The 19,996-nt window shown below is 40.9% G+C and carries 18 protein-coding genes; 2 read left to right on the top strand and 16 right to left on the bottom strand.

Features of this window, described 5'->3' with window-relative positions; genetic code table 11:
* Window positions 1-59: 59 nt before the first annotated feature.
* The 4 genes from AC4PHI_RS05545 to alr form a co-directional block, all read right to left on the bottom strand.
* Window positions 60-452 carry an OsmC family protein gene (locus AC4PHI_RS05545; protein WP_492201315.1) on the bottom strand — a complete coding sequence of 131 codons (393 nt, stop codon included), beginning with the start codon at window positions 450-452 and terminating at the stop codon, window positions 60-62.
* A gap of 107 nt (window positions 453-559) precedes the next feature.
* Window positions 560-1,552 carry a nucleoid-associated protein gene (locus AC4PHI_RS05540; RefSeq protein ID WP_492201314.1) on the bottom strand — a complete coding sequence of 331 codons (993 nt, stop codon included), beginning with the start codon at window positions 1,550-1,552 and terminating at the stop codon, window positions 560-562.
* Between the two features lie 86 nt (window positions 1,553-1,638).
* Entirely contained in the window at window positions 1,639-2,562 is a 924-nt protein-coding gene (gene cysK, locus AC4PHI_RS05535) for a cysteine synthase A (protein WP_492201313.1), read from the bottom strand.
* 418 nt (window positions 2,563-2,980) lie between these two features.
* Entirely contained in the window at window positions 2,981-4,099 is a 1,119-nt protein-coding gene (gene alr, locus AC4PHI_RS05530; protein WP_492201312.1) for an alanine racemase, read from the bottom strand.
* Window positions 4,100-4,720: 621 nt separating this feature from the next.
* On the opposite strand from alr, the gene plsY reads away from it, so the two are divergent.
* Window positions 4,721-5,356: a glycerol-3-phosphate 1-O-acyltransferase PlsY gene (gene plsY / locus AC4PHI_RS05525; protein ID WP_492201541.1), complete on the top strand. Its 636-nt coding sequence runs from the start codon at window positions 4,721-4,723 to the stop codon at window positions 5,354-5,356.
* A 51-nt stretch (window positions 5,357-5,407) separates the two neighbouring features.
* Here plsY and AC4PHI_RS05520 read toward each other — a convergent pair whose 3' ends face one another.
* The 5 genes from AC4PHI_RS05520 to xerC all read right to left on the bottom strand — a co-directional run bounded on the left by AC4PHI_RS05520 (window position 5,408) and on the right by xerC (window position 10,068).
* Entirely contained in the window at window positions 5,408-6,283 is an 876-nt protein-coding gene (locus AC4PHI_RS05520; RefSeq protein ID WP_492201311.1) for an aldose 1-epimerase family protein, read from the bottom strand.
* Window positions 6,284-6,302: 19 nt separating this feature from the next.
* On the bottom strand, window positions 6,303-7,094 hold the full coding sequence (gene codY, locus AC4PHI_RS05515; RefSeq protein ID WP_492201310.1) for a GTP-sensing pleiotropic transcriptional regulator CodY: 792 nt from the start codon (window positions 7,092-7,094) through the stop codon (window positions 6,303-6,305).
* Between the two features lie 87 nt (window positions 7,095-7,181).
* On the bottom strand, window positions 7,182-8,582 hold the full coding sequence (gene hslU / locus AC4PHI_RS05510) for an ATP-dependent protease ATPase subunit HslU (protein ID WP_492201540.1): 1,401 nt from the start codon (window positions 8,580-8,582) through the stop codon (window positions 7,182-7,184).
* Window positions 8,583-8,601: 19 nt separating this feature from the next.
* Window positions 8,602-9,150, bottom strand: a complete 549-nt coding sequence (gene hslV / locus AC4PHI_RS05505) for an ATP-dependent protease subunit HslV (RefSeq protein ID WP_492201309.1) — start codon at window positions 9,148-9,150, stop codon at window positions 8,602-8,604.
* 21 nt (window positions 9,151-9,171) lie between these two features.
* Window positions 9,172-10,068 carry a tyrosine recombinase XerC gene (gene xerC / locus AC4PHI_RS05500; protein WP_492201308.1) on the bottom strand — a complete coding sequence of 299 codons (897 nt, stop codon included), beginning with the start codon at window positions 10,066-10,068 and terminating at the stop codon, window positions 9,172-9,174.
* A gap of 222 nt (window positions 10,069-10,290) precedes the next feature.
* Between xerC and AC4PHI_RS05495 the strand changes: the two genes are divergently transcribed.
* Window positions 10,291-11,487 carry a GNAT family N-acetyltransferase gene (locus tag AC4PHI_RS05495; protein ID WP_492201307.1) on the top strand — a complete coding sequence of 399 codons (1,197 nt, stop codon included), beginning with the start codon at window positions 10,291-10,293 and terminating at the stop codon, window positions 11,485-11,487.
* A 51-nt stretch (window positions 11,488-11,538) separates the two neighbouring features.
* On the opposite strand, the gene trmFO is transcribed toward AC4PHI_RS05495, so the two are convergent.
* The 7 genes from trmFO to lepB all read right to left on the bottom strand — a co-directional run bounded on the left by trmFO (window position 11,539) and on the right by lepB (window position 19,948).
* Complete coding sequence (trmFO, locus tag AC4PHI_RS05490; RefSeq protein ID WP_492201306.1) at window positions 11,539-12,837, bottom strand: methylenetetrahydrofolate--tRNA-(uracil(54)-C(5))-methyltransferase (FADH(2)-oxidizing) TrmFO; 1,299 nt, start codon at window positions 12,835-12,837, stop codon at window positions 11,539-11,541.
* Between the two features lie 44 nt (window positions 12,838-12,881).
* Window positions 12,882-14,960: a type I DNA topoisomerase gene (gene topA / locus AC4PHI_RS05485; RefSeq protein WP_492201305.1), complete on the bottom strand. Its 2,079-nt coding sequence runs from the start codon at window positions 14,958-14,960 to the stop codon at window positions 12,882-12,884.
* 62 nt (window positions 14,961-15,022) lie between these two features.
* Complete coding sequence (gene dprA, locus AC4PHI_RS05480) at window positions 15,023-15,931, bottom strand: DNA-processing protein DprA (protein WP_492201304.1); 909 nt, start codon at window positions 15,929-15,931, stop codon at window positions 15,023-15,025.
* A gap of 100 nt (window positions 15,932-16,031) precedes the next feature.
* Window positions 16,032-16,796 (bottom strand): ribonuclease HII, encoded by a 765-nt coding sequence (rnhB, locus tag AC4PHI_RS05475; protein ID WP_492201303.1) that lies wholly within the window; start codon window positions 16,794-16,796, stop codon window positions 16,032-16,034.
* A complete protein-coding gene (gene ylqF / locus AC4PHI_RS05470) occupies window positions 16,780-17,649 on the bottom strand; it encodes a ribosome biogenesis GTPase YlqF (protein ID WP_492201302.1) in 870 nt (289 codons plus the stop codon). The genes rnhB and ylqF overlap by 17 nt, the downstream gene beginning before the upstream one ends.
* A gap of 272 nt (window positions 17,650-17,921) precedes the next feature.
* Complete coding sequence (locus AC4PHI_RS05465; RefSeq protein WP_492201301.1) at window positions 17,922-19,028, bottom strand: C45 family autoproteolytic acyltransferase/hydrolase; 1,107 nt, start codon at window positions 19,026-19,028, stop codon at window positions 17,922-17,924.
* A gap of 380 nt (window positions 19,029-19,408) precedes the next feature.
* Window positions 19,409-19,948 carry a signal peptidase I gene (lepB, locus tag AC4PHI_RS05460; protein ID WP_492201539.1) on the bottom strand — a complete coding sequence of 180 codons (540 nt, stop codon included), beginning with the start codon at window positions 19,946-19,948 and terminating at the stop codon, window positions 19,409-19,411.
* Window positions 19,949-19,996 lie beyond the last annotated feature (48 nt).

The raw sequence follows: 19,996 nt of genomic DNA, 5'->3' as shown, positions 1-19,996 counted from the left end.
GTTTGCGATTTAAGAGCAACTAGATATCCAAATAGTCTCCACCCGGCATACCGGACAATTTAAATAAAGCTGACAGTTTCTGTCACATGGATTTTGGGATCCAAAGATTGGATAACAGGACAGTTTCTTTTGACCAGCTTAAGTGCACGAAGGGCCTTATCCTGAAATTCCGGTGCAACGGACAAATAAAATGTCATTTCTATTTTTTCGAGCGGTTTGCTTGGTTTTTCCGTAGCACGCGTATAGTCGATGATAACTTTTTCAAAGGTATACGGAACTTTCGAATTAAACAAGACAGACTGATACACATAAGCCCCACAGGCACCGGCAGCTGCCGCCAAGCTTTGCACAGGCGAGTAGCCAAAGTCCTTCAACATCACCCAATTTCCCGAATCTAACGGCAACTCCAATCCGTCTTTCCCCTGCACCAATTCCAAAGTATGTTCACTCATTTTGTTAATGCTCCTTTATGTCATATAATTTTTTATAACTTCTATTGCTCCTGAAATATCAACCATTCAGCAGAAGCAAGTCCACGACTGAGAGTTTGTCTCTCTTTTTAGAATTTATTCATGATTTCTTCCACATTTTTAATCATCACTGAGATAGTCCCGTCTGGATTATTGATAAATTCAATGATTTCTTTGTCCCAATATAAATCTATGGGGACGGTCAGTTCGATCCCGTTAGCCAGTTTCAACTTTTGTTTGCTGTATTTCTTTTCCAGTTTAGTGACATTAGTTGGCACATCTTCTTGAAAATTTGTTCTCTCCACATAGTCCAAATATTCCTGCTTGGCGCTGTGATTATTTTCAAAAACCGCTTCGGCAATTCTTTCGTTAACGATTTTTCCTTCTTCTTCAATGCTGTCATAGATGGCTTGCTGCACATTGGCAAAACTTTCATATTTTTCCTCATTGTATTTATCTGCCACTTTCTGAACAGCTTTTTTGACGATTTTTATATTTTCCACGGCTGAGGGGGAAGACTGAACTTCAAAAATCCGTTCTGTCAAATAACTGACTTTCTTCCCCTCTATTTTATATTTTTTTTCGATGGAATGGAAATCAAGTGTTTCAAGATAAATCAAAATCCCCTCATCCACTCTTTGGCCCATCTTCGGCAAAATCGTCTTATTCACAATAATATTGTTTACCATCTGATTATCTATGTAATCAACAAAATGTGTCAGCGCCGGTTTATAATTTAACTTAAATATCCCCAAGAAAGACTGTTCCTCGTCATCTATACCTTGCACAATCAGCAAATCACCGTTAGGCACGTCCTCCGCCTGCTTCAAACAGTCGAAAAACACTTGGGCGATCCCATGGCTTTTATCAAGGAAAGAAATTTCCTTGTCCATCAGCTGTTTGACAAATTCATTTGTCCGGTCCAACTCCCCGATTTTGATATCACCGTCCAAAAACTTGCTCAATAATTTATCTGCATATTGGTGGATAATTTGTTCTTTCAAGTCTAACTCCCTTTGAGAGATAGTTAATGCACCTGTTTCAAAATCCAGCATGTGTAAAATTCCCTGCTCTATCTTCATAAGACAACTCCTTAAAAATTTCTACTGTCTTATTATACATGAAAATAAAAAAAGAGCGCCCTGATTATTCATCAAGGCATACTCTTCTAATCAAAATCATATAAAGTTGTAGACAGGTAGCGCTCCCCATTGTCTGGAACTACAGCAACCACATTATGCCCTGCACCAAGTTTTTTGGCCACATCTATCGCTGCTTTAACTGCAGCTCCGCCGGAAATCCCCACAAGAATACCTTCTTCTTGTGCTGCTGCACGAGCTGTCGCGATAGCCTCTTCACTAGCTACCGGAATCACCTCATCATAAGCAGAAATCTCCAATGTTTTAGGAACAAAGCCTGCGCCTATCCCTTGGATTTTATGAGGGGCATGGGCGCCTCCCCGTAATATTTCTGACTCAGCAGGTTCTACGGCATAAAATTTAGTATCAGCATCATGTTTATGTAAGACACGATGGACACCTGTGATTGTTCCGCCCGTCCCAACACCGGCTACAAAGGCGTCGATCTTTTCGCCTTCAAAAGCAGCTAGGATTTCTTCTCCGGTTGTCTCTTCATGCTTGGCTGGATTAGCTGGATTATCAAATTGTAATGGTAAAAAGAAGCCATCTTGCTTCGCCAACTCTTGTGCTTTTGCGATAGAAGCTTTCATGCCTTCAGCACCAGGAGTCAAAATCAATTCTGCCCCGTAAGCCTTCATCAATTTTTGACGTTCCACGCTCATCGTGTCTGGCATAATGATTACTGCTTTATAGCCTTTTGCCGCTGCCACCATTGCGATACCGATTCCGGTATTTCCACTTGTAGGTTCTACGATGGTATCTCCGGGATGAAGCAAGCCGTCCTTTTCAGCTTGTTCGATCATCCCAAGGGCGATCCGGTCTTTGACACTGCCTCCGGGATTAAAAAATTCTAACTTCAAATAAACAGCCGCATCGTCAGCTCCTGTTAATTTATTTAATTTGACCAAAGGGGTGCTGCCTATTAACTCTAAAATATTATCTACTTTTTTCATTGTGTTCCTCCCTTGATTTATCTGTCAATCTAATAAAAAATGTCTTTTATTGCTAAAAAACATAGTCTCATTCTAAAGCAAATCGTTTTTTAAGGCAAATAAAAAGCCAGACGGCCAACGCCTGACTTTATTATCACATTATTATTTTCTGTTATTATCTTCTCGTCTTCTTATTCTGACTGGGACCCTGTTTTTTAACAATTGATTGAATAGGTGGCAGACGGCAACGCCAACTAAAGCTGTCGTGCCTAGATTGATTATCAAATGTAAACTGCTCATGCCGATCACTTCCCTCTGTCTTATTTACATCTCCTATTATACTAGACATTTCAAGGAAAACTCAACAAGTATGCTTGATTGAAGACAATTTAAAACTTGCGGACAAAATTCCAGCCTATTGCTCTAAACGATTAAAAAATTATTGATACTCCCGTCTTAATCTTCCGCTGAATTGACAAAGAACTTCATAGGGAATCGTACCAATATAGTTTGCGATATCCACAACTGAAATTTCCTCTGTGCCTGATTTCCCCACTAAGACTACCTCGGTTCCCACTTCATATTTTTTCGGCAAACGAATCATACATTGATCCATGCAGACCCGTCCGACGATCTCACATTTTTGACCGTCTACCAGTACGTGAAAGCCTTGAAGCTGGCGGTGCCAGCCATCAGCGTAGCCGATAGGCAATGTTCCAATCCATTCTTCTTTTTTTGCTTTATAAGAGGCCCCGTAACTGATAGAGTCTCCCGGAAAAACTTTTTTCACAAAAATCAGTTTGCTTTTTAGTGATAAGGCCGGTACCAATTGATAGGGAAGAGGCAAAGTCCCCCCTGAAGGATCGACGCCATACATTGCCAGGCCCAAGCGGATGATATCGGATGGACAATCTGGATGCCAGATTGCTGTGGCACTGTTGGCACAATGAACATAAGGCGGCTTCTCATCTACCGCAGCCAAAAATTTTTCCATTTTTTCCTGCTGCTTCTCAAAGTAGGTAGTGTCTGCCTCATCAGCTGTAGCAAAATGTGTAAAAATACCTTCCAAATAAAAAGAAGGCGTGTTAGATATGATGTTTAATCCTTGCAGAAATTCTTCGACTGTTTGATAACCGATTCTGCCCATGCCCGTATCAACTTTTAAATGGATTTTTAAAGGCGGCAAGTCTTTGTCCAACCTATCTTCCTGTAAAATATTTTTTAACCAAAGATTATTTGCTACTGTAACAGAAAGATTATGCTCTTGGGCCAAGAGGACACTTTCTTCTTCAATCAAACCCATAACCAGAATAGGGTCAGAGATTTCTGCTTTCCGCAAATCCAGTGCTTCATCAATAGTTGCAACGCAAATACCTTGGGCTCCGCCTTCCAGTGCAGCCCTGGCAACTTCAATGGCACCATGACCATAACCGTCCGCTTTCACCACTGCAAACAGCTGATTTTGTGATTGCATACCTTCCTGTACTATTTTTATGTTGTCTTTTATTGCTTTAGTATCTACAAAAATGGTAGATGAACGATTCCAACTTGTATTCATAAACACCCTCATTTCGAATAACTCACGTATCTCTAGCTGCCGCTCAGAATGTTTTAGCGTAAACTGCCAGACAAAATTGAAAAGTAATTTAGCAGTTATCCAGCGACACACTCACTTCTAACCGGCCACTCTTTATTTTTTTATCAGTCCTTATGACAATGCCTTCCAGCTGACTACATTTTTCCGCTAAAACTTCCATCTCATCAGATAGTTCTTTTACTTAAAAAATGAAACGAAACTAACAATTAGCACAAGTAAAACTGCTGCCAAAGCCATCATTTGCTGGATGGATTCCATTTTATCATCTCTTATCTTAAATTACTATTGCCCGCATCAATCAAGTTCGGACTGATACTCAAAAGATGGCGCTGGGGCTGATTTGATTAGAAAGCATTTAAAGAAAAAAATACTCCCTGTGTCTCAAAAAGAGTCAATCACAAGTCAAAGAAGCATTTTTTAGCAGACTTATCGTATCATAAAAATGATAAAAAAGCGATTCTGCCTGCACTCAGCCAGTCGCAAATTATCTTGCCAGCAAACAAAACTCTATTATCTCCAATTGTTTGCCGTCAGGATTCATGATAGAATAAATTCAGAAATTCTAGAAAGAGGCTCGTCATGATAAAAACGATCATTATATTAGTAATAGGTTACCTGCTTGGTTCCATTCCCTCGGGTGTATGGATTGGCCGCCTATTTTTTCAAAAGGATATCCGTAAGTTCGGCAGCGGCAACTCCGGTACCACCAATACTTTCCGCGTGTTAGGAAAGACAGCGGGAATCACCGTTCTAATAATGGATATTTTAAAGGGAACCTTGGCAACCTGTTTGCCTTTGCTTTTACATTCAGACTTGCCCAAATTATGGGTGGGACTTGCAGCGATTTTAGGACACACATTTCCAGTTTTTGCTAAATTCAAAGGAGGAAAAGCTGTCGCCACCAGTGCCGGGATGCTGTTGGGGTATTCGCCATTATTTTTTGTTTATTCGGCTGCCATTTTTGCCGTATTTCTGTTCATCACCAGCACGGTTAGTTTAAGCAGCATGATTAGTGCCGTCCTGATTACTTTGTCCACCTTTATTCTTCCTTTCATTGCACCGGATATTTTGCCGGAGTTCGATTGGCTGCTGTCTGTGCTGGCACTTTGCATTACCGCATTCATTTTTTACCGCCACAAAGACAACATCCAGCGAATAAAAGACGGAACAGAAAATCGTGTCCCCTTCGGACTGAACAAAAATGATAATAAAAAATAAAATGACCCCAACTGTTGAATGGTTTACCAACAGTTGGGGTTTTATAATCTCTTATTCTACCTCGATCAAAAATTCATGGGCTTTGATTTCTTCCTGTTTCAGGGACAAAACACCCGTTTTTTCTTGCAGGACTCCAGTGGCATCAAGAGTATCTGCAATCCCCTGCCAAGGCTCGATACAAACAAAGGGAGCTTCTTTTGGATACGGGCTCCAAATACCCACAAAAGGCATGTCATCATAAGAAACAATCACTTTATGACGGCTCTTCTCCGACTGTATCGTAAAAGAATTTTTTTCCGGTGTTTCATAGATCAACGCGTCATTAGAAAATAATTCCCGTGAGAATGCAATGCTCGTATTAGTTTGACCTAAAGTAATATTTTCGCTATCCACGTAAGGACCGGACAATGGCAATGAGAGTCGTGATTTTGACGGTGAAAAGCTCAGAAAGTAATCTTCAAATTCCCCTTCTCCATTAATCGGCACATTAAATGCAGGATGACCGCCCACAGAGTACCACATTGTTTCTTGACCGGTATTTTTCACCAAGTACCGGGTCAACAACCCATTATCTTCGACACTGTATTGAACTTGTAATTCAAAATCATAAGGGTAGATTTCTTTTGTTTCAGCATCGCTTTTCAACGAAAAAACTATCATTTCATCTGTGTGAGTGAGAACGGTAAATTCTTTGTCGCGTGCAAATCCGTGTTGTCCCATAGAAAATTCTTTCCCGTCAACAAAATAACGGTCTTTTTTCAATCGGCCGACAATCGGGAACAAGACCGGAGCCTGACGTCCCCAAAATTCCTCATCCCCTTGCCACAAGAATTCGATAGACGGTTCACGACTTTTCAGGCTGGTCAATTCCGCGCCTGCTGTCTTGAACGTCGCTTCCAACAATTCATTTCCAATAGTCAATGTCATTGTACTACTCCTCCAAATTCTACACTGTTTTTTTTGCTAACGCTTCTTTTAATTGGTTATTCAAAATTTTTATATAGGTGCCTTTCATCCCAAGTGAACGAGATTCTATCACCCCGGCGGACTCTAATTTTCTTAATGCGTTGACGATTACTGAGCGGGTGATTCCGATTTTATCGGCAATGTTGGAAGCCGTCAGCCTGCCCTCATTCCCTTCTAACTCATCAAAAATCGCCTTCACCGCCACTAGTTCGCTGTAAGATAATGTTCCAATCGCCATCTGAACCGCGGTTGAACTGCGGATATCTTCCTCGATATCCTTGGAGATTTGATACAAAATCTGCATACCAACAACCGTTGCACTGTATTCTGCTAAAATCAAATCTTCTTCTGTAAAATTTTTATGGATACGGCCCAAAACTATCGTTCCCAGTCGCTCGCCAGCACCGAAAATAGGGACGATGGTCGTCAGTGCCGTCGGATATTCTGCCCCCAGCTCAACTGGAAAAGCTGTCCGGCGATCAGAGATAGGCAGATTCACTTCTGTCTGCTTGATCAGTTTGATGTCGTTAGTATATTCTTGAGGAAACTTTAAATCTTCAAACATTTTTTTCACTCTGGCATTGTTGATGTCATGCTGAACATGAAAACCAATCACACTGCCTTCGCTGTCAATGATATAGGCATTGCTGTTGAGCGTATTTCCCAGCACATGTGCCATTTCCTCATAGGGCAATTTACGACCGTGTTTAAACGTATTTTTTTGCTGCAGCAATTGATTGATCTCTCGAGTTTTCCCTAACAAATCTTTCATGCGTGGCACTCCTTCTGTTTTGATGTTCTTTGTTTCACACGTTCCAAGCGCTAATCTGTCAAAAAAATCAGAGCACTTTTAAAAGAATTACAATATGAAGCGTGTCAAATCCCGATCTTCCACGATTGATCCCAGTTTTTCCATGACATAATTTTCCGTAATCATGATTTCTCCCATCTGCATTTCCGCAGATTCAAAAAGCAAGTCCTCCAGTAATTTTTCCAAAATAGTGTGCAGTCGTCGTGCCCCAATATTATCTGTATCCGAGTTGACTTGAAAAGCGATCTCGGCAATTTTTTCAACAGCTTCTTTCGTGAAGGTCACGTCTATATTTTCCGTTGCCAGCAAAGCAATATATTGTTTTATCAATGCATTTTCCGGCTCAGTTAAAATCCTGACAAAATCATCTTTAGTCAAATCATCCAGCTCCACACGAATTGGAAAACGTCCTTGCAGTTCCGGAATCAAGTCACTTGGTTTAGTCAGATGAAACGCACCAGAGGCGATGAATAAAATGTAATCTGTGTTGACTGTTCCGTATTTGGTATGGATTTGGGAGCCTTCAACAATGGGTAAAATATCCCGCTGCACCCCTTCGCGAGAGACTTCGCCGGAGTGTTCTGATTTGGAAGTGATTTTATCAAACTCATCAATGAAGATGATACCGTTATTCTCCGCCAATTTGATGGCTTCACTATGAATATCTGCTTTATTGACGATTTTTTCTGATTCTTCCCGGATTAGTATTTCTCTAGCTTCTGCCACCGTAGCTGTTCGTCTGATTTTTTTCTTTGGTGTCAAGGCACTTAATGTGTCCCCTAAATCAATACCCATTTGTTCCAAACCTTGGTTGGTAGGCATTTGAATTTTTGGTTCTTCAATTTCGATTGTCACTTCGCGATTTTCCAACAAACCTTTTTCCAGTTGTTCCTTCACTGTCTGACGATTAGCTTTAACTGTATCTGTTACTTCTTCCTGTTCTTCTTCTGTTTGAGGGTTTTGCAGGGCATTCATCATTTGCATCATCATGTCCATCTGTCCACGGCTTTTCTTTTGCTCTTTTTTGATTCCTGGTACTAACAATTTCACCAGACGCTCATCAGCAATTTTTCTCGCCTGAACGTAGACACGGCTATACTGCTGTTCTTCTACGATCCTGATGCTAGCTTCTACTAAATCACGGACCATTGACTCTACATCTCGACCCACATAGCCTACTTCTGTGAATTTTGTCGCCTCAACTTTAACAAAAGGCGCTTTCACGATATGAGCTAAACGGCGGGCGATTTCGGTTTTACCCACACCTGTGGGCCCGATCATCAGCATATTTTTTGGCGTAACTTCTTTTTGCATCTCTTCATCCAACAACATACGGCGATAGCGGTTCCTCAAAGCAACAGCAACAGATTTTTTGGCTTGCTCCTGTCCGATGATATATTGGTCTAAATCTTTAACGATTTCTCTTGGAGTCTTTTTCATTTGATTCATCATTTTATGGACACCTCTTTTATAATTCTTCTACAACAATATTATGATTCGTGAAAACGCATATATCTCCAGCCACTGTCAACGCTTCTTTGGCAATTTCTGCAGCAGTCAAATCTTGACGGCCGTTACGTTTCAACGCTCTGGCAGCTGCCAAGGCGTAATTGCCGCCAGAACCGATTGCCAAGATGCCGTCATCAGGGGCAATCACTTCGCCAGTACCTGAAACAATCAGCATTTCTTTGTCATTCATTACGATTAGCATCGCTTCAAGTTTCTGCATGATTTTATCACTGCGCCATTCCATAGCCAGCTCAACTGCCGCCCGCATCAAGTTGCCTTTGAATTCGTTCAATTTTCCTTCAAACTTGTTCTCCAAATTAAACGCATCGGCCACACTGCCGGCAAAACCGACTACTACTTGATCATTATAAATTCTGCGGACTTTTCTAGCTGTTCCTTTCATGATGACAGATTCTCCCATCGTTACCTGTCCATCCCCTGCCATCGCAAATTTTCCGTCTTTCTCTACTGCGCAAATGGTGGTGCTGTGAAAAGTTGTGTAACCCATAACCGTCATTCCTTCTTTCTTTTATGCTCGAGGGTGAAACGCTCGATAACTTTTTTGCAAATTTTCCTTCGTCACGTGAGTATAAATTTGTGTAGAAGACAGGCTGGCATGACCCAGCAGCTCCTGCACAGTCCGCATATCTGCCCGGTTATTCAGTAAATGAGTGGCAAAAGTATGCCGCAGCATGTGGGGATGAATATCCGTAGTCAGACTACTTTTTTTGATGATTTCTTTCAGCACATACTCAATCCCCCGGGGTGTAATTTGGTCGCCGCGGTGGTTGACAAAGACAAAACCATGTTCTTTTTGATATTTGTTCATCAGTGGTGTGCGGCTGTTTTCCAAATAGTCTCTCAAAGCATCGGCTGCATAAGAGCCAAAGGGCACATAGCGTTCCTTATCCCCTTTACCGTGGACCAGCAAAATCTCCATCTGAAAGTCGACAGACTCCATGGTTAAGTTGGCACACTCGCTCACTCTCATCCCTGTGCCATACAATAATTCCAGTAAAGCAACATTGCGGATAGCCAGCGGTGAATCTCCTTTGGCAGCTTCAAATAGCGCATCCATTTCTTTTTCGTAAAAGAAACGGGGCAATCGCAGCTGTCCTTTTTTCATCTGTACGTAGGAAAAAGGATTTTCTTCGATTTGCTGCTGTTGGAGTAAAAAATGATAAAAAGATCTCAAGCTGGAAGTTTTCCTCCCAATTGTATTGCGGCTATAGTTTTTATCGTACAAATAGGAAAGATAGATTCGAACATCTTGATGATCGATTCCTAAAAAATCCCCGTCTCCCGATGCTTCTAAAAAGGTCAAAAAATCTGAAATATCTTCTTGATAAGCGATTTTTGTCATCTCGGAATAATTTCTTTCAACAATCAAGTATTCTAAAAAACTTTTTACCCAGATATTATCCATGAGAAACTCCTTTCATTTTCCGTAAGCCTAATGTATCATAATCATTTTTTAGATACAATTAAATTGTCAGAATTTAGCAAATTTTTGGAAATTTAGACACAATTTCTTCAATATTATTTTGTCTTTTTATCTATACGTCCATTTTAAAAAAATTATCCAATTAGTTTTTAAGTTTCATCTTATCTGATAAAATAAAGCTATCAATTTAAGGGAGGCGCTTCCATGATTCGGAAATTAACCACACAGAAGCAGTTTGAAGAGAGTTATTTAATAAATTCCTATGCTTTTTTATCTGGTGTCATCGGCTCTTCGGAAGACCAGCAAGTTTTTTATGACAAATGCCGTTTTACAGATAACTATGGTGTCTATGAAGATGGAAAATTAACCAATCAATTGATCAGTCATCCGTTTCAAGCCAATATTTTTGGCGTCTCTATGTCGATGGGAGGAATCGCTGACGTTGTATCGGTCCCGGAAAAACGAGGGGAAGGAAAAATCCATTTCCTCTTTCAAAAACTCTTTGAAGACTATTATCAAACGCAAACATTGATTTCATATTTGGCACCCTTTTCCCACCGTTTTTACCGCAACTTTGGGTATGCTACTGCTTTTGAAGACCAGTTCGTCACATTGTCCAAGTATGAAATCAATAAAGTACCTTCTGAGAAAAATGGCTCTTTCAAGCTGGTCGACTGGAACTCGCCGGAAGACTTGCAAGATTTAAAAAAAGTCTATCGAAACACACTGGAAAAAGAACATGGAGCCCTGATTCGTTCCGACTGGTGGTGGGAATATATCAGAGCCCACTATCCTAAGCGCTTTATAGTTTTGGCTTACAATGAAGAAGGGATTCCTGAAGGGTACATGATCTACGAGTTAAGTGGCCCTGATTCAACCTTTTCCGTACGGGAATTAGCTTACCAAACATATTTTTCTTTCTGCAAGTTGCTGACTTACATGAAAAATCACACTGGCAGCTATGATACATTTGTGGTGAAATCTTCTCCTCACAATCAGTGGACAACGTTTCTGGAAGAACCTTTTTCGTTGGAGAAAAAAATCACCCCTAGCCTGATGATACGGATCGTGCTCTTAAAAGAGTTTATAGAACAGTTGCCATTTATTGACAAGCCTCAAAAATGTTCTCTCATTTTAGATGTAACCGATGAATATTGTCCTTGGAACGAACAATTATGGCGTTTAACAATCACAAATGGTGCTGGTCAGCTGACAAAAATATCTTCTGCCGAAACCATCGACCTGACAGGAACGATTGAAGCTTTCACACAACTATTTTTCCGTATCCTTTCAGGCGAAGAACTTTTGTTTCGCGGAATCCTAAAAGGGAATGAAAACAGTGTCAGCAGTTTGGACACTCTCATACCGCTGGAAAAACCTTATGCCCACGATCACTTTTAAACGGATAGTTAAAAAACAGGACGTCTTGCTTCTCAGCAGACTTCCTGTTTTTCATATTTCTAATGTTCCAATTACTTCCAGCGCCCGTTCTGCCACCTTGGTGTAACGTTCTTTCTTGTCACGGATACGTTCATCCAGCGGCGGAATAATCCCAAAATTAACATTCATCGGTTGAAAATGTTTACCTTCTGCATGGGTGATATAATGGGCCAGTGCACCGATAGCTGTTTCTCGAGGGAATGTTACAGGAGTGATGTTTTGCGCTAACTTGGCAGCATTTATCCCTGCCAGCAAACCGCTGGCGGCACTTTCCACGTAACCTTCTACCCCTGTCATCTGCCCGGCAAACAATAAGTCTGACCGCTTTTTAGTTTGATAAGTAGGCAACAATAGTTCCGGAGACTTTAAGAAAGTATTGCGATGCATGACACCGTAGCGGACGATTTCTGCTTCTTCCAATCCGGGAATCATCCGGATCACCCGTTTTTGCTCGCCCCATTTTAAATGTGTTTGGAAGCCCACAATATTGAATAGAGAACCGGCAGCATTGTCCTGCCGCAGTTGAACCACAGCATAAGGCCGTTTATTCGTCTTTGGGTCTTCCAGTCCAACAGGTTTCATGGGACCGAACAGCATGGTTTTTTCCCCGCGAGCTGCCATCACCTCGATCGGCATACATCCCTCAAATACTTTGACGTCTTCAAAACTATTCAAAGGTGCCACTTCTGCATTGACTAAAGCTTCCCGGAAAGCATCAAACTCTTCCTTTGTCATCGGACAATTTAAATAAGCCGCTTCTCCTTTGTCATATCTGGATTTAAGATAAACTTTCTCCATGTTGATTGAAGACTTTTCAATAATCGGTGCGGCTGCATCGTAAAAATACAGACTTTCAGATTCGGTGAACTTTGCAATATCTTCCGCCAGTTTATCAGAAGTGAGCGGACCGGTGGCAACGATAGACAACCCTTCCGGCAAACGATTGACTTCTTCATCAAACACTTTAATCTTAGGATGTCTGCGCAATTTTTCTGTGACATATTCCGAAAACAGGGTTCTGTCAACTGCAAGCGCCCCTCCTGCCGGAACTTCTGCTGCATCGGCAGCCTCCATGATCAAAGAATCAAACTGACGCATTTCTTCTTTCAATAATCCCACAGCATTTGTAATACTTCTGCCTCTGAAGGAATTAGAGCAAACTAATTCAGCAAAGTTTTCTGTGACATGGGCAGGTGTCTTTTTGTTTTTGCGCATTTCAAACAAATTGACTTGCACACCTGCTTGCGCTGCTTGCCATGCTGCTTCACTTCCCGCTAAACCAGCTCCAATGATTGTAACCTGTTGTGCCATTGCTTCCCTCTTTTCGTCAGTTTGATTTTTTCTGTGACACGTTATTATTTCTGCACATCTTCTTGATAATCACAATTGCTGCAGCGGACCTGTTTGCCGCCTTTAACTTTTTTCTCCACTAAATAGTGGTCGCATTTTGGACAATTACGTGGAATCGGCTTATCCCAAGACGTAAATTCACATTCCGGATAGCGGCTGCAGCCATAAAAAATCCGGTTCTTTTTAGTTTTTCTCTCGATAACTTCCCCTTCGTGACAGGTTGGACATTTCATGCCGATTTCCTTAACGATTGCTTTTGTATTGCGACATTCAGGAAAATTACTGCACGCATAAAATTTTCCGTAACGTCCCAGCTTGATGACCATTGGGCTGCCGCACAATTCGCAATCAAAGCCTGCAGGTTCATCCTTGATCTGGACTTTTTCCATTTCCACTTCAGCCTTGGCAAGCTCTTTTTCAAACGGCTGGTAAAAACGATCGATGACTTCTGCCCATTTTTCTTTGGCTTCGGCAATCCCGTCCAATTCTTTTTCCATCTCTGCCGTAAACTGAATATCTACGATTTGAGGGAAAAATTCCACTGTCAGCTCATTGACGATTTCCCCTAACTCTGTGGGTTCAAATCTTTTTTGTGCTAATTTCACATAATAACGGCGTTGAATGGTTTCCAATGTAGGTGCGTAAGTAGATGGACGTCCGACACCATTCTCTTCCAATGTTTTAATCAGCGTTGCTTCGGTATATCTTGCCGGCGGTTGAGTAAAGTGCTGTTTCGGCTCAATGTCTGCTGCTTTAACGATATCCCCTTCGGTCAAGTCAGGCAAAATATTTTCTTTTTCCTCTTTGCCATCGTCTTTTCCTTCGATATATACTTTCATAAAACCATGAAACTTGATTTTTGAACCATTGGCTACAAAAGTCACATCGTTTTGTTCCAAGGTCACCCGCATGGTATCCATCACTGCTGGAGTCATCAGACTGGCAACAGTACGGGCCCAAATCAGACTGTATAATTTCATCTGATCCTTGTCCAAATACTTTGCTAAAGATTCAGGCGTGCGATAGACACTTGAAGGCCGGATAGCTTCGTGGGCGTCCTGTGCACCTGATGCAGCCTTGGCATTTTTTTTCATTCCAGCCGAATATTCTTTCCCATAAGTTTCAGTGATGTATTTTGCCGCTTCTTCTTTTACAGTATCAGACAATCTTGTAGAGTCGGTACGCATGTAAGTAATCAATCCGACCGTACCTTCTTTGCCGATAGAGATACCTTCATAAAGTTGTTGCGCCACCATCATTGTTTTACGTGTTCTAAAATTGATTTTCCGTGCTGCTTCCTGTTGCAAACTACTGGTCGTAAATGGTTTCGCCGGATTGCGTTTTCGTTCTTTTTTAGTGATAGTGCCCACAGTATAATCTCTTGAAGTTAAACGGTCTGTGACTTCTTTCACATCATCAGCTGTTTTTAATTTCTTCTTTTTATGATCCAAGCCATAAAAAGCTGCTTTGAATTTTTTTCGTCCTTTTTGGAAATTCCCGGTAATCGACCAGTATTCTTCCGGTTTAAAGTCTCTGATTTCCTTTTCACGGTCGATAATCATTTTTAGGGTTACTGATTGAACCCGTCCAGCACTCAAACCTTTTTTAACCTTTTTCCAAAGGAGAGGACTAATCGAATAACCCACAATCCTATCTAAAATCCGTCGTGCCTGTTGTGCATCCACCAAATCCAAATTGATTTTTCTAGGTTCTTTAAATGCCGCTTTCACTGCATCTTTGGTGATTTCGTTAAAGACCACGCGATTTTTATCTTCCAAGTCCAAATCCAGCAGATGTGCCAGATGCCAAGCGATTGCTTCCCCTTCTCTGTCCGGGTCACTTGCCAAATAAACTTTTTGCGCTTTTTTTGCATGCTTTTTTAAGTCTTTGATAATCGGGCCTTTCCCGCGAATAGAAATGTACTCAGGCTGGTAATTATTGTCAAAGTCTATTGCCATTCTGCTTTTGGGTAAATCCCGCAAATGTCCCACACTTGCAACGACTTTGTAATTCCGTCCAAGATATTTTTCTATTGTTTTGGCTTTTGCAGGTGATTCAACAATCACCAGATACTTGTATGCCATGTATATTTACCACCTTCTCTATGTAAAATCATTCATTGATCGAATCGTTAATTATCTTATGCTTAACTTTTCGTTTTGTCAACTTCCATTGATTTCTCTCTGAAATGAATTATCTCTTCTATTATATGTTTCCCATCCCAGACACACTTTGCCCCCTGCTGAATCAGTTCATGACATCCAGTGGAATTTTTCGAAAAAATATTCCCGGGAACGGCAAAAACCTCTCTGCCGTTTTCCAAAGCAAGTTGTGCAGTGATCAGTGAACCGCTGCGTTTCTTTGCCTCTATCACACATGTGCCCTGACTGAGTCCGGCAATGATACGGTTGCGCATAGGAAAATGATAACTCCTAGGCGGCGTCCCATGGAGGAACTCGGACAGCACCAAATGTTTTTTCCCGAGAAAATTTTGCAGTTCCCGGTTTTCTTTAGGATAAAACACATCCAGACCGCTGCCGATGACAGCAATGGTTTTTCCGTAAGACTGGATGGCACTTTTATGGGCAAAGGTATCGATTCCTTTGGCTAGACCACTTACGATAGTATACTTGTCATCCACTAAACCTGCAACTATTTTTTGTGTGGCCTCTACTCCATAGTTGGAAAAATCCCTCGCTCCCACTATAGCAACGCAGTCTGTTTTAAGCAAAGAAATATTTCCCTTGAAAAAGAGTCCCAAAGGCGGATTGTAAGTTTCTAAAAGTAATTCAGGATAGGAATCGTCTGCGATGGAGATGAATCCTCCTTGACCAAACACCTCGTAAAGTTCATCCATATGTCCAAGTATTTGTTCGTGACTTTTTGCAAAAGAAATACGATGCTGGTTTTGTACTTTCCCGATATGAATTAAATCAGCAGCAGTCAAGGAAAAGAAGTCTGTCTCGTATAACCTTTGGAAAATTTTTAATAAACCGATATTACCTATTCCTCTCAAGTGTTTCAATAAAAAAGCTTGAAATGTCAAATTTGCCATCATAAAACCTCCCCTTTCTCACCACTATATTTGCGAGATAGGAGAGGTTTCATTAAAGAAGTGCCTCGTATATTCGATTCTTTCAGACGTACTTACTTTCTTAGAGCATCTCTTTCACCGGAGAAAAACTCTTTCGATGGATGGGTGTGACACCATTGGCAGCTAATCCGGCCAAATGTTCCGCCGTACCGTAACCGGCATTTTTAGCAAAGCCATAACCGGGAAATGTTTGGTCATACGCCGCCATCAGACGGTCTCTTGTGACTTTTGCTATAATACTTGCCGCCGCAATAGAAACACTTTTTGCATCTCCTTTGATAATACTTTGTTGAGGCAGTGAACTATTTTTTATTGTCATGGCATCAATCAAGACAAAGTCCGCCAAAGGATTGAGTTTTTGAAGTGCCTGTTCCATTGCTAGAATCGTCGCCTGATAAATATTATACTGGTCGATTTCTTCCGGCGAAACAATTCCGATACCGATGGCAGTGGCCGCTTCTTTGATTTCCGAATACAAATGTTCACGTTTGGATTGAGAAAGTTGCTTTGAATCATTTAAGCCGTTTAATGCAATATTTTCCGGCAAAATCACAGCTGCCGCCACTACAGGACCAGCCAAAGGTCCCCGGCCCACTTCGTCGATTCCCGCGATTAATTTGTAGCCTTTTTCTCTCAAATCATTTTCATAAAGCCACATACGCTGGTAACGTTCTTTTTCCTCCGCCAATTTTTCCTGTCGGCGATAGTACTGAACAAGGAGATTTTGCACCCCTTTACGTCCATCAGCTGCCAACTCTTTTAATTCTTGTTCCGTTACAACTGACTGCTGAAGTATCTCACGAATTTCCTTAATCGTCTGTCCCATTATTTTCCGTCTCCCACTCTTCTGCCCGGTCCAAAGTAAAAGGTCCCGCCAAGCCGTTTCTGATTTCTTGCACCAGCATCTCACTGGCACGCTCGTAATCTTCACGGAATCCTCTTTTTTTAGTAATCAGCATCAACTGTTCCACATCACTCAACTGCAAATCTTCTGCTGAAAGTTGATACCTTTTAGCATATTGCTGCGGATAATAAGTATTGAAGAAACCGATAGCATATAAGGCGATATCATCCAAATGAAGCAAAGCATCTTTAATGGCACCTGTTAATGCCAACTTTTTACCGACCAGATCATCTTCAAATTTAGGCCAAAGGATGCCGGGTGTGTCTAACAATTCCAGCTGATTACCGGCTTTCAGCCATTGCTGTCCCTTCGTCACACCAGGGCGGTTGCCTGTTTGGGCAACATTTTTTTTGACGAGCCGATTCATGAAAGTGGATTTCCCTACGTTTGGAATGCCGATAATCATGGCACGGATAGGCTGTTCCTTCATTCCCCGCGCCTTTTGCCGTTCCCGCTTTTCTTTCAATATTTCCAAAGATGCCGGGACGATTTGTTTTATCCCTTCTCCTTTTTGAGAATTCAAACTCAAGGCAGTGTGACCCTGCTTTGAAAAAAAAGTCTGCCATTTTTTAGTTTGAACCGGGTCAGCCAAATCAGCTTTGTTTAATAAAATCAAACGGGGCTTATGTTGGATGATTTCATCCAGCATTGGATTTCTGCTGGAAATAGGCAACCTAGCATCAATCAACTCAAAAACGATATCTACAAATTTTAATTTTTCTGTGACTTCACGGCGAGCCTTTGCCATGTGTCCAGGAAACCATTGAATGGTCATATATGATTCTTCCTCCCGTAAAACCAAGTACACCTAAAAATGATAGAAGCAATATGGGTGCCCAAAAATATTTGTCTGTTCTGTAAGGCGCTTGTTTATTTCTGCTTTAATCAGTATAGCATATTTTCAGCTTTCTGAGACAGGGGGACACGTCTGCGAAGATGATAGTTTAAGACAAAAAAGTGTCATAAATATATACAGCCCAAAGTTGATTTAAATAAGCAACAACTATGGACTGCTATTGAAGTCACATTTCTTGAGTTGATAACCCGTTAATCTAATCGAATCATTTTAAACATGTTTTCAGGAATACTGCCTTTTTCATAGGTGACATAATAGGTTTCTTCATTTTCCGTCCCGTCCATAGGATAAGTTTTCCAGCCATTTTTTTCAAGACCGCACCAGCAAATCTCAAGTTTTCGCTCTTTTGGATATAAAACCACTGTTTTTGTAGTGCCGAAGAAATCATCGTAATAGTTGCAGTACATCCCGGCTGGAAATGAAGTTGTAAATGTTTTTTTGATATCTCTCAACATTTTTTTCTCTGGGCTCTGCAAATATTTTTTTAGCACTTCGTATCTAATCAGTGAATTTTGTGCAGCATAGGGAAATTCCCCAATGGTTTTGGGAAAAGTAGGATGATTGGTCACAAAGACGGAAAAATCTTCAGAAGATTTCTCAACCAGTTGATAATCTCTGACACCGTTGACCGTTTGATATAATAACAGATTGTCATTCTGGTCGATACATACATAGCTCACATTATCCCCTAGCGGCAGTTCGTCTAATAAGCTTTGTGCCTGACTGACTGTTTTACAATTTTCAAGCAGGATTCGAATCACCGTCCAAAATCGTAAGCCCGCAGCTTTAGCTTTTTGAAAAATCCCCACAGGCGGACCGCAAGCAGACATGCTGACAGCCAGTCCATGCTCATTCACGCCGCTGTCCACCCCGAAAGTCATCATGCTCGTCCCGATAAAACTATATTTATCCTTGGTCTTGTACTTGACTATCACAAAATCTTCTGTGTCCAAATCAAAATCATAATTGCGGACAAGTGCTGAGGAGCCACCATAATAAGTTGAATTTTTAATTGCCACTTGGCTGCAGGATGGAGAAATAAAACTGTAAAACAGGTAGAAATTTTTTTCCGTCTCTGTCTCGAGGGCAGCACTGAACCCGGCGATTTCTTCCAACACATGGGGGCAATACTTTGTGAATAAATCCATGGTTCTCGCAAAAATTTCCGAGTTGATGTCCCTTTCCAGTCTGCCCAGATAGGAAGTTTTTTTCAGCTCATTGTTTCGTAATTTTTCACCGATAACAGTGCCAAGTGCAAAAGGTTCCCCTTCTCTGACACAATAATTGACTTTCTCCATAAATACCTTTCCTCCTTTGTTTGTTTCGGTAAAATCTGTCCACTGGATATGCTCAAAATATTTTTCATGTTCCCTGTTCAATCGTCTGCTGCACCAACTAATTTATTTCGAACTTGAATGTTTTCCTTCTTTGTTAGTAGTATTATACAATGTTTTTTAATAAATTTAAAAAATCAGCTCTGAAATTTCACAAAGATGATATAACTAATTTCAGGCAAATAAAATAACTAATCCGATGTTTTTTTATAGCGCATGATAAGCAGGTTTGTCCATCTCCTATCGGATAAGATACGAAAAAAGAAGACTCTTTCCAAAGTCTTCTTCAATAATTCATATAAATATAGAAAGCATAACAACATTTATGTTTTCTTGCTGCTGGCTTAGAAAATTTTGAAATGGTTTAAAGGAAAATAAACCAAGCGCACTTTCCCTAAAATCTGATCTGAAGAAACTTCGCCAAAAGAACGGCTGTCTTTACTGATGCGGCGATTGTCTCCCAAAACGAAAAAGTGGTCCTCAGAGATTTCTTTTCTCCCTAGTAATTCTTCTGTATCAAAATTTGTGGTGTATTGATTGCTGTCCCGTTTTATTTTTGCCTGACCCAAATAGTCTTCTTCTGTTTTTTCCCCGTTAATATAGAGTTCATCATCCTTATACTGGATATGATCCCCCGGCAGACCGATGACCCGTTTCACATAGGTCAAACCGTCCGTAGTTTGAAAAATAATAATATCAAAACGGCGGATCGGTGAAAATTTTTCATAAACGATAAAGTCATCAGGGTGAAGTGTTTTTTCCATAGAGTTTCCTTCCACACTCATGGGAATAAAGAGAAAGCCGCGCAAGATAAACACAAAAATACCAGCCACTATCATTATTTTTAACCAATAGGCCAACGTTTCAATATGTTTTTCATTCACAGCAGCATCCACACCTTTACCTTCACATTCTACTACCATTCTACCAAA

Source organism: Vagococcus sp. QWL-13 (assembly GCF_058683555.1).
Note: the sequence above shows the minus strand (reverse complement) of the source record. Positions and strands in the feature narration are given on the sequence as shown.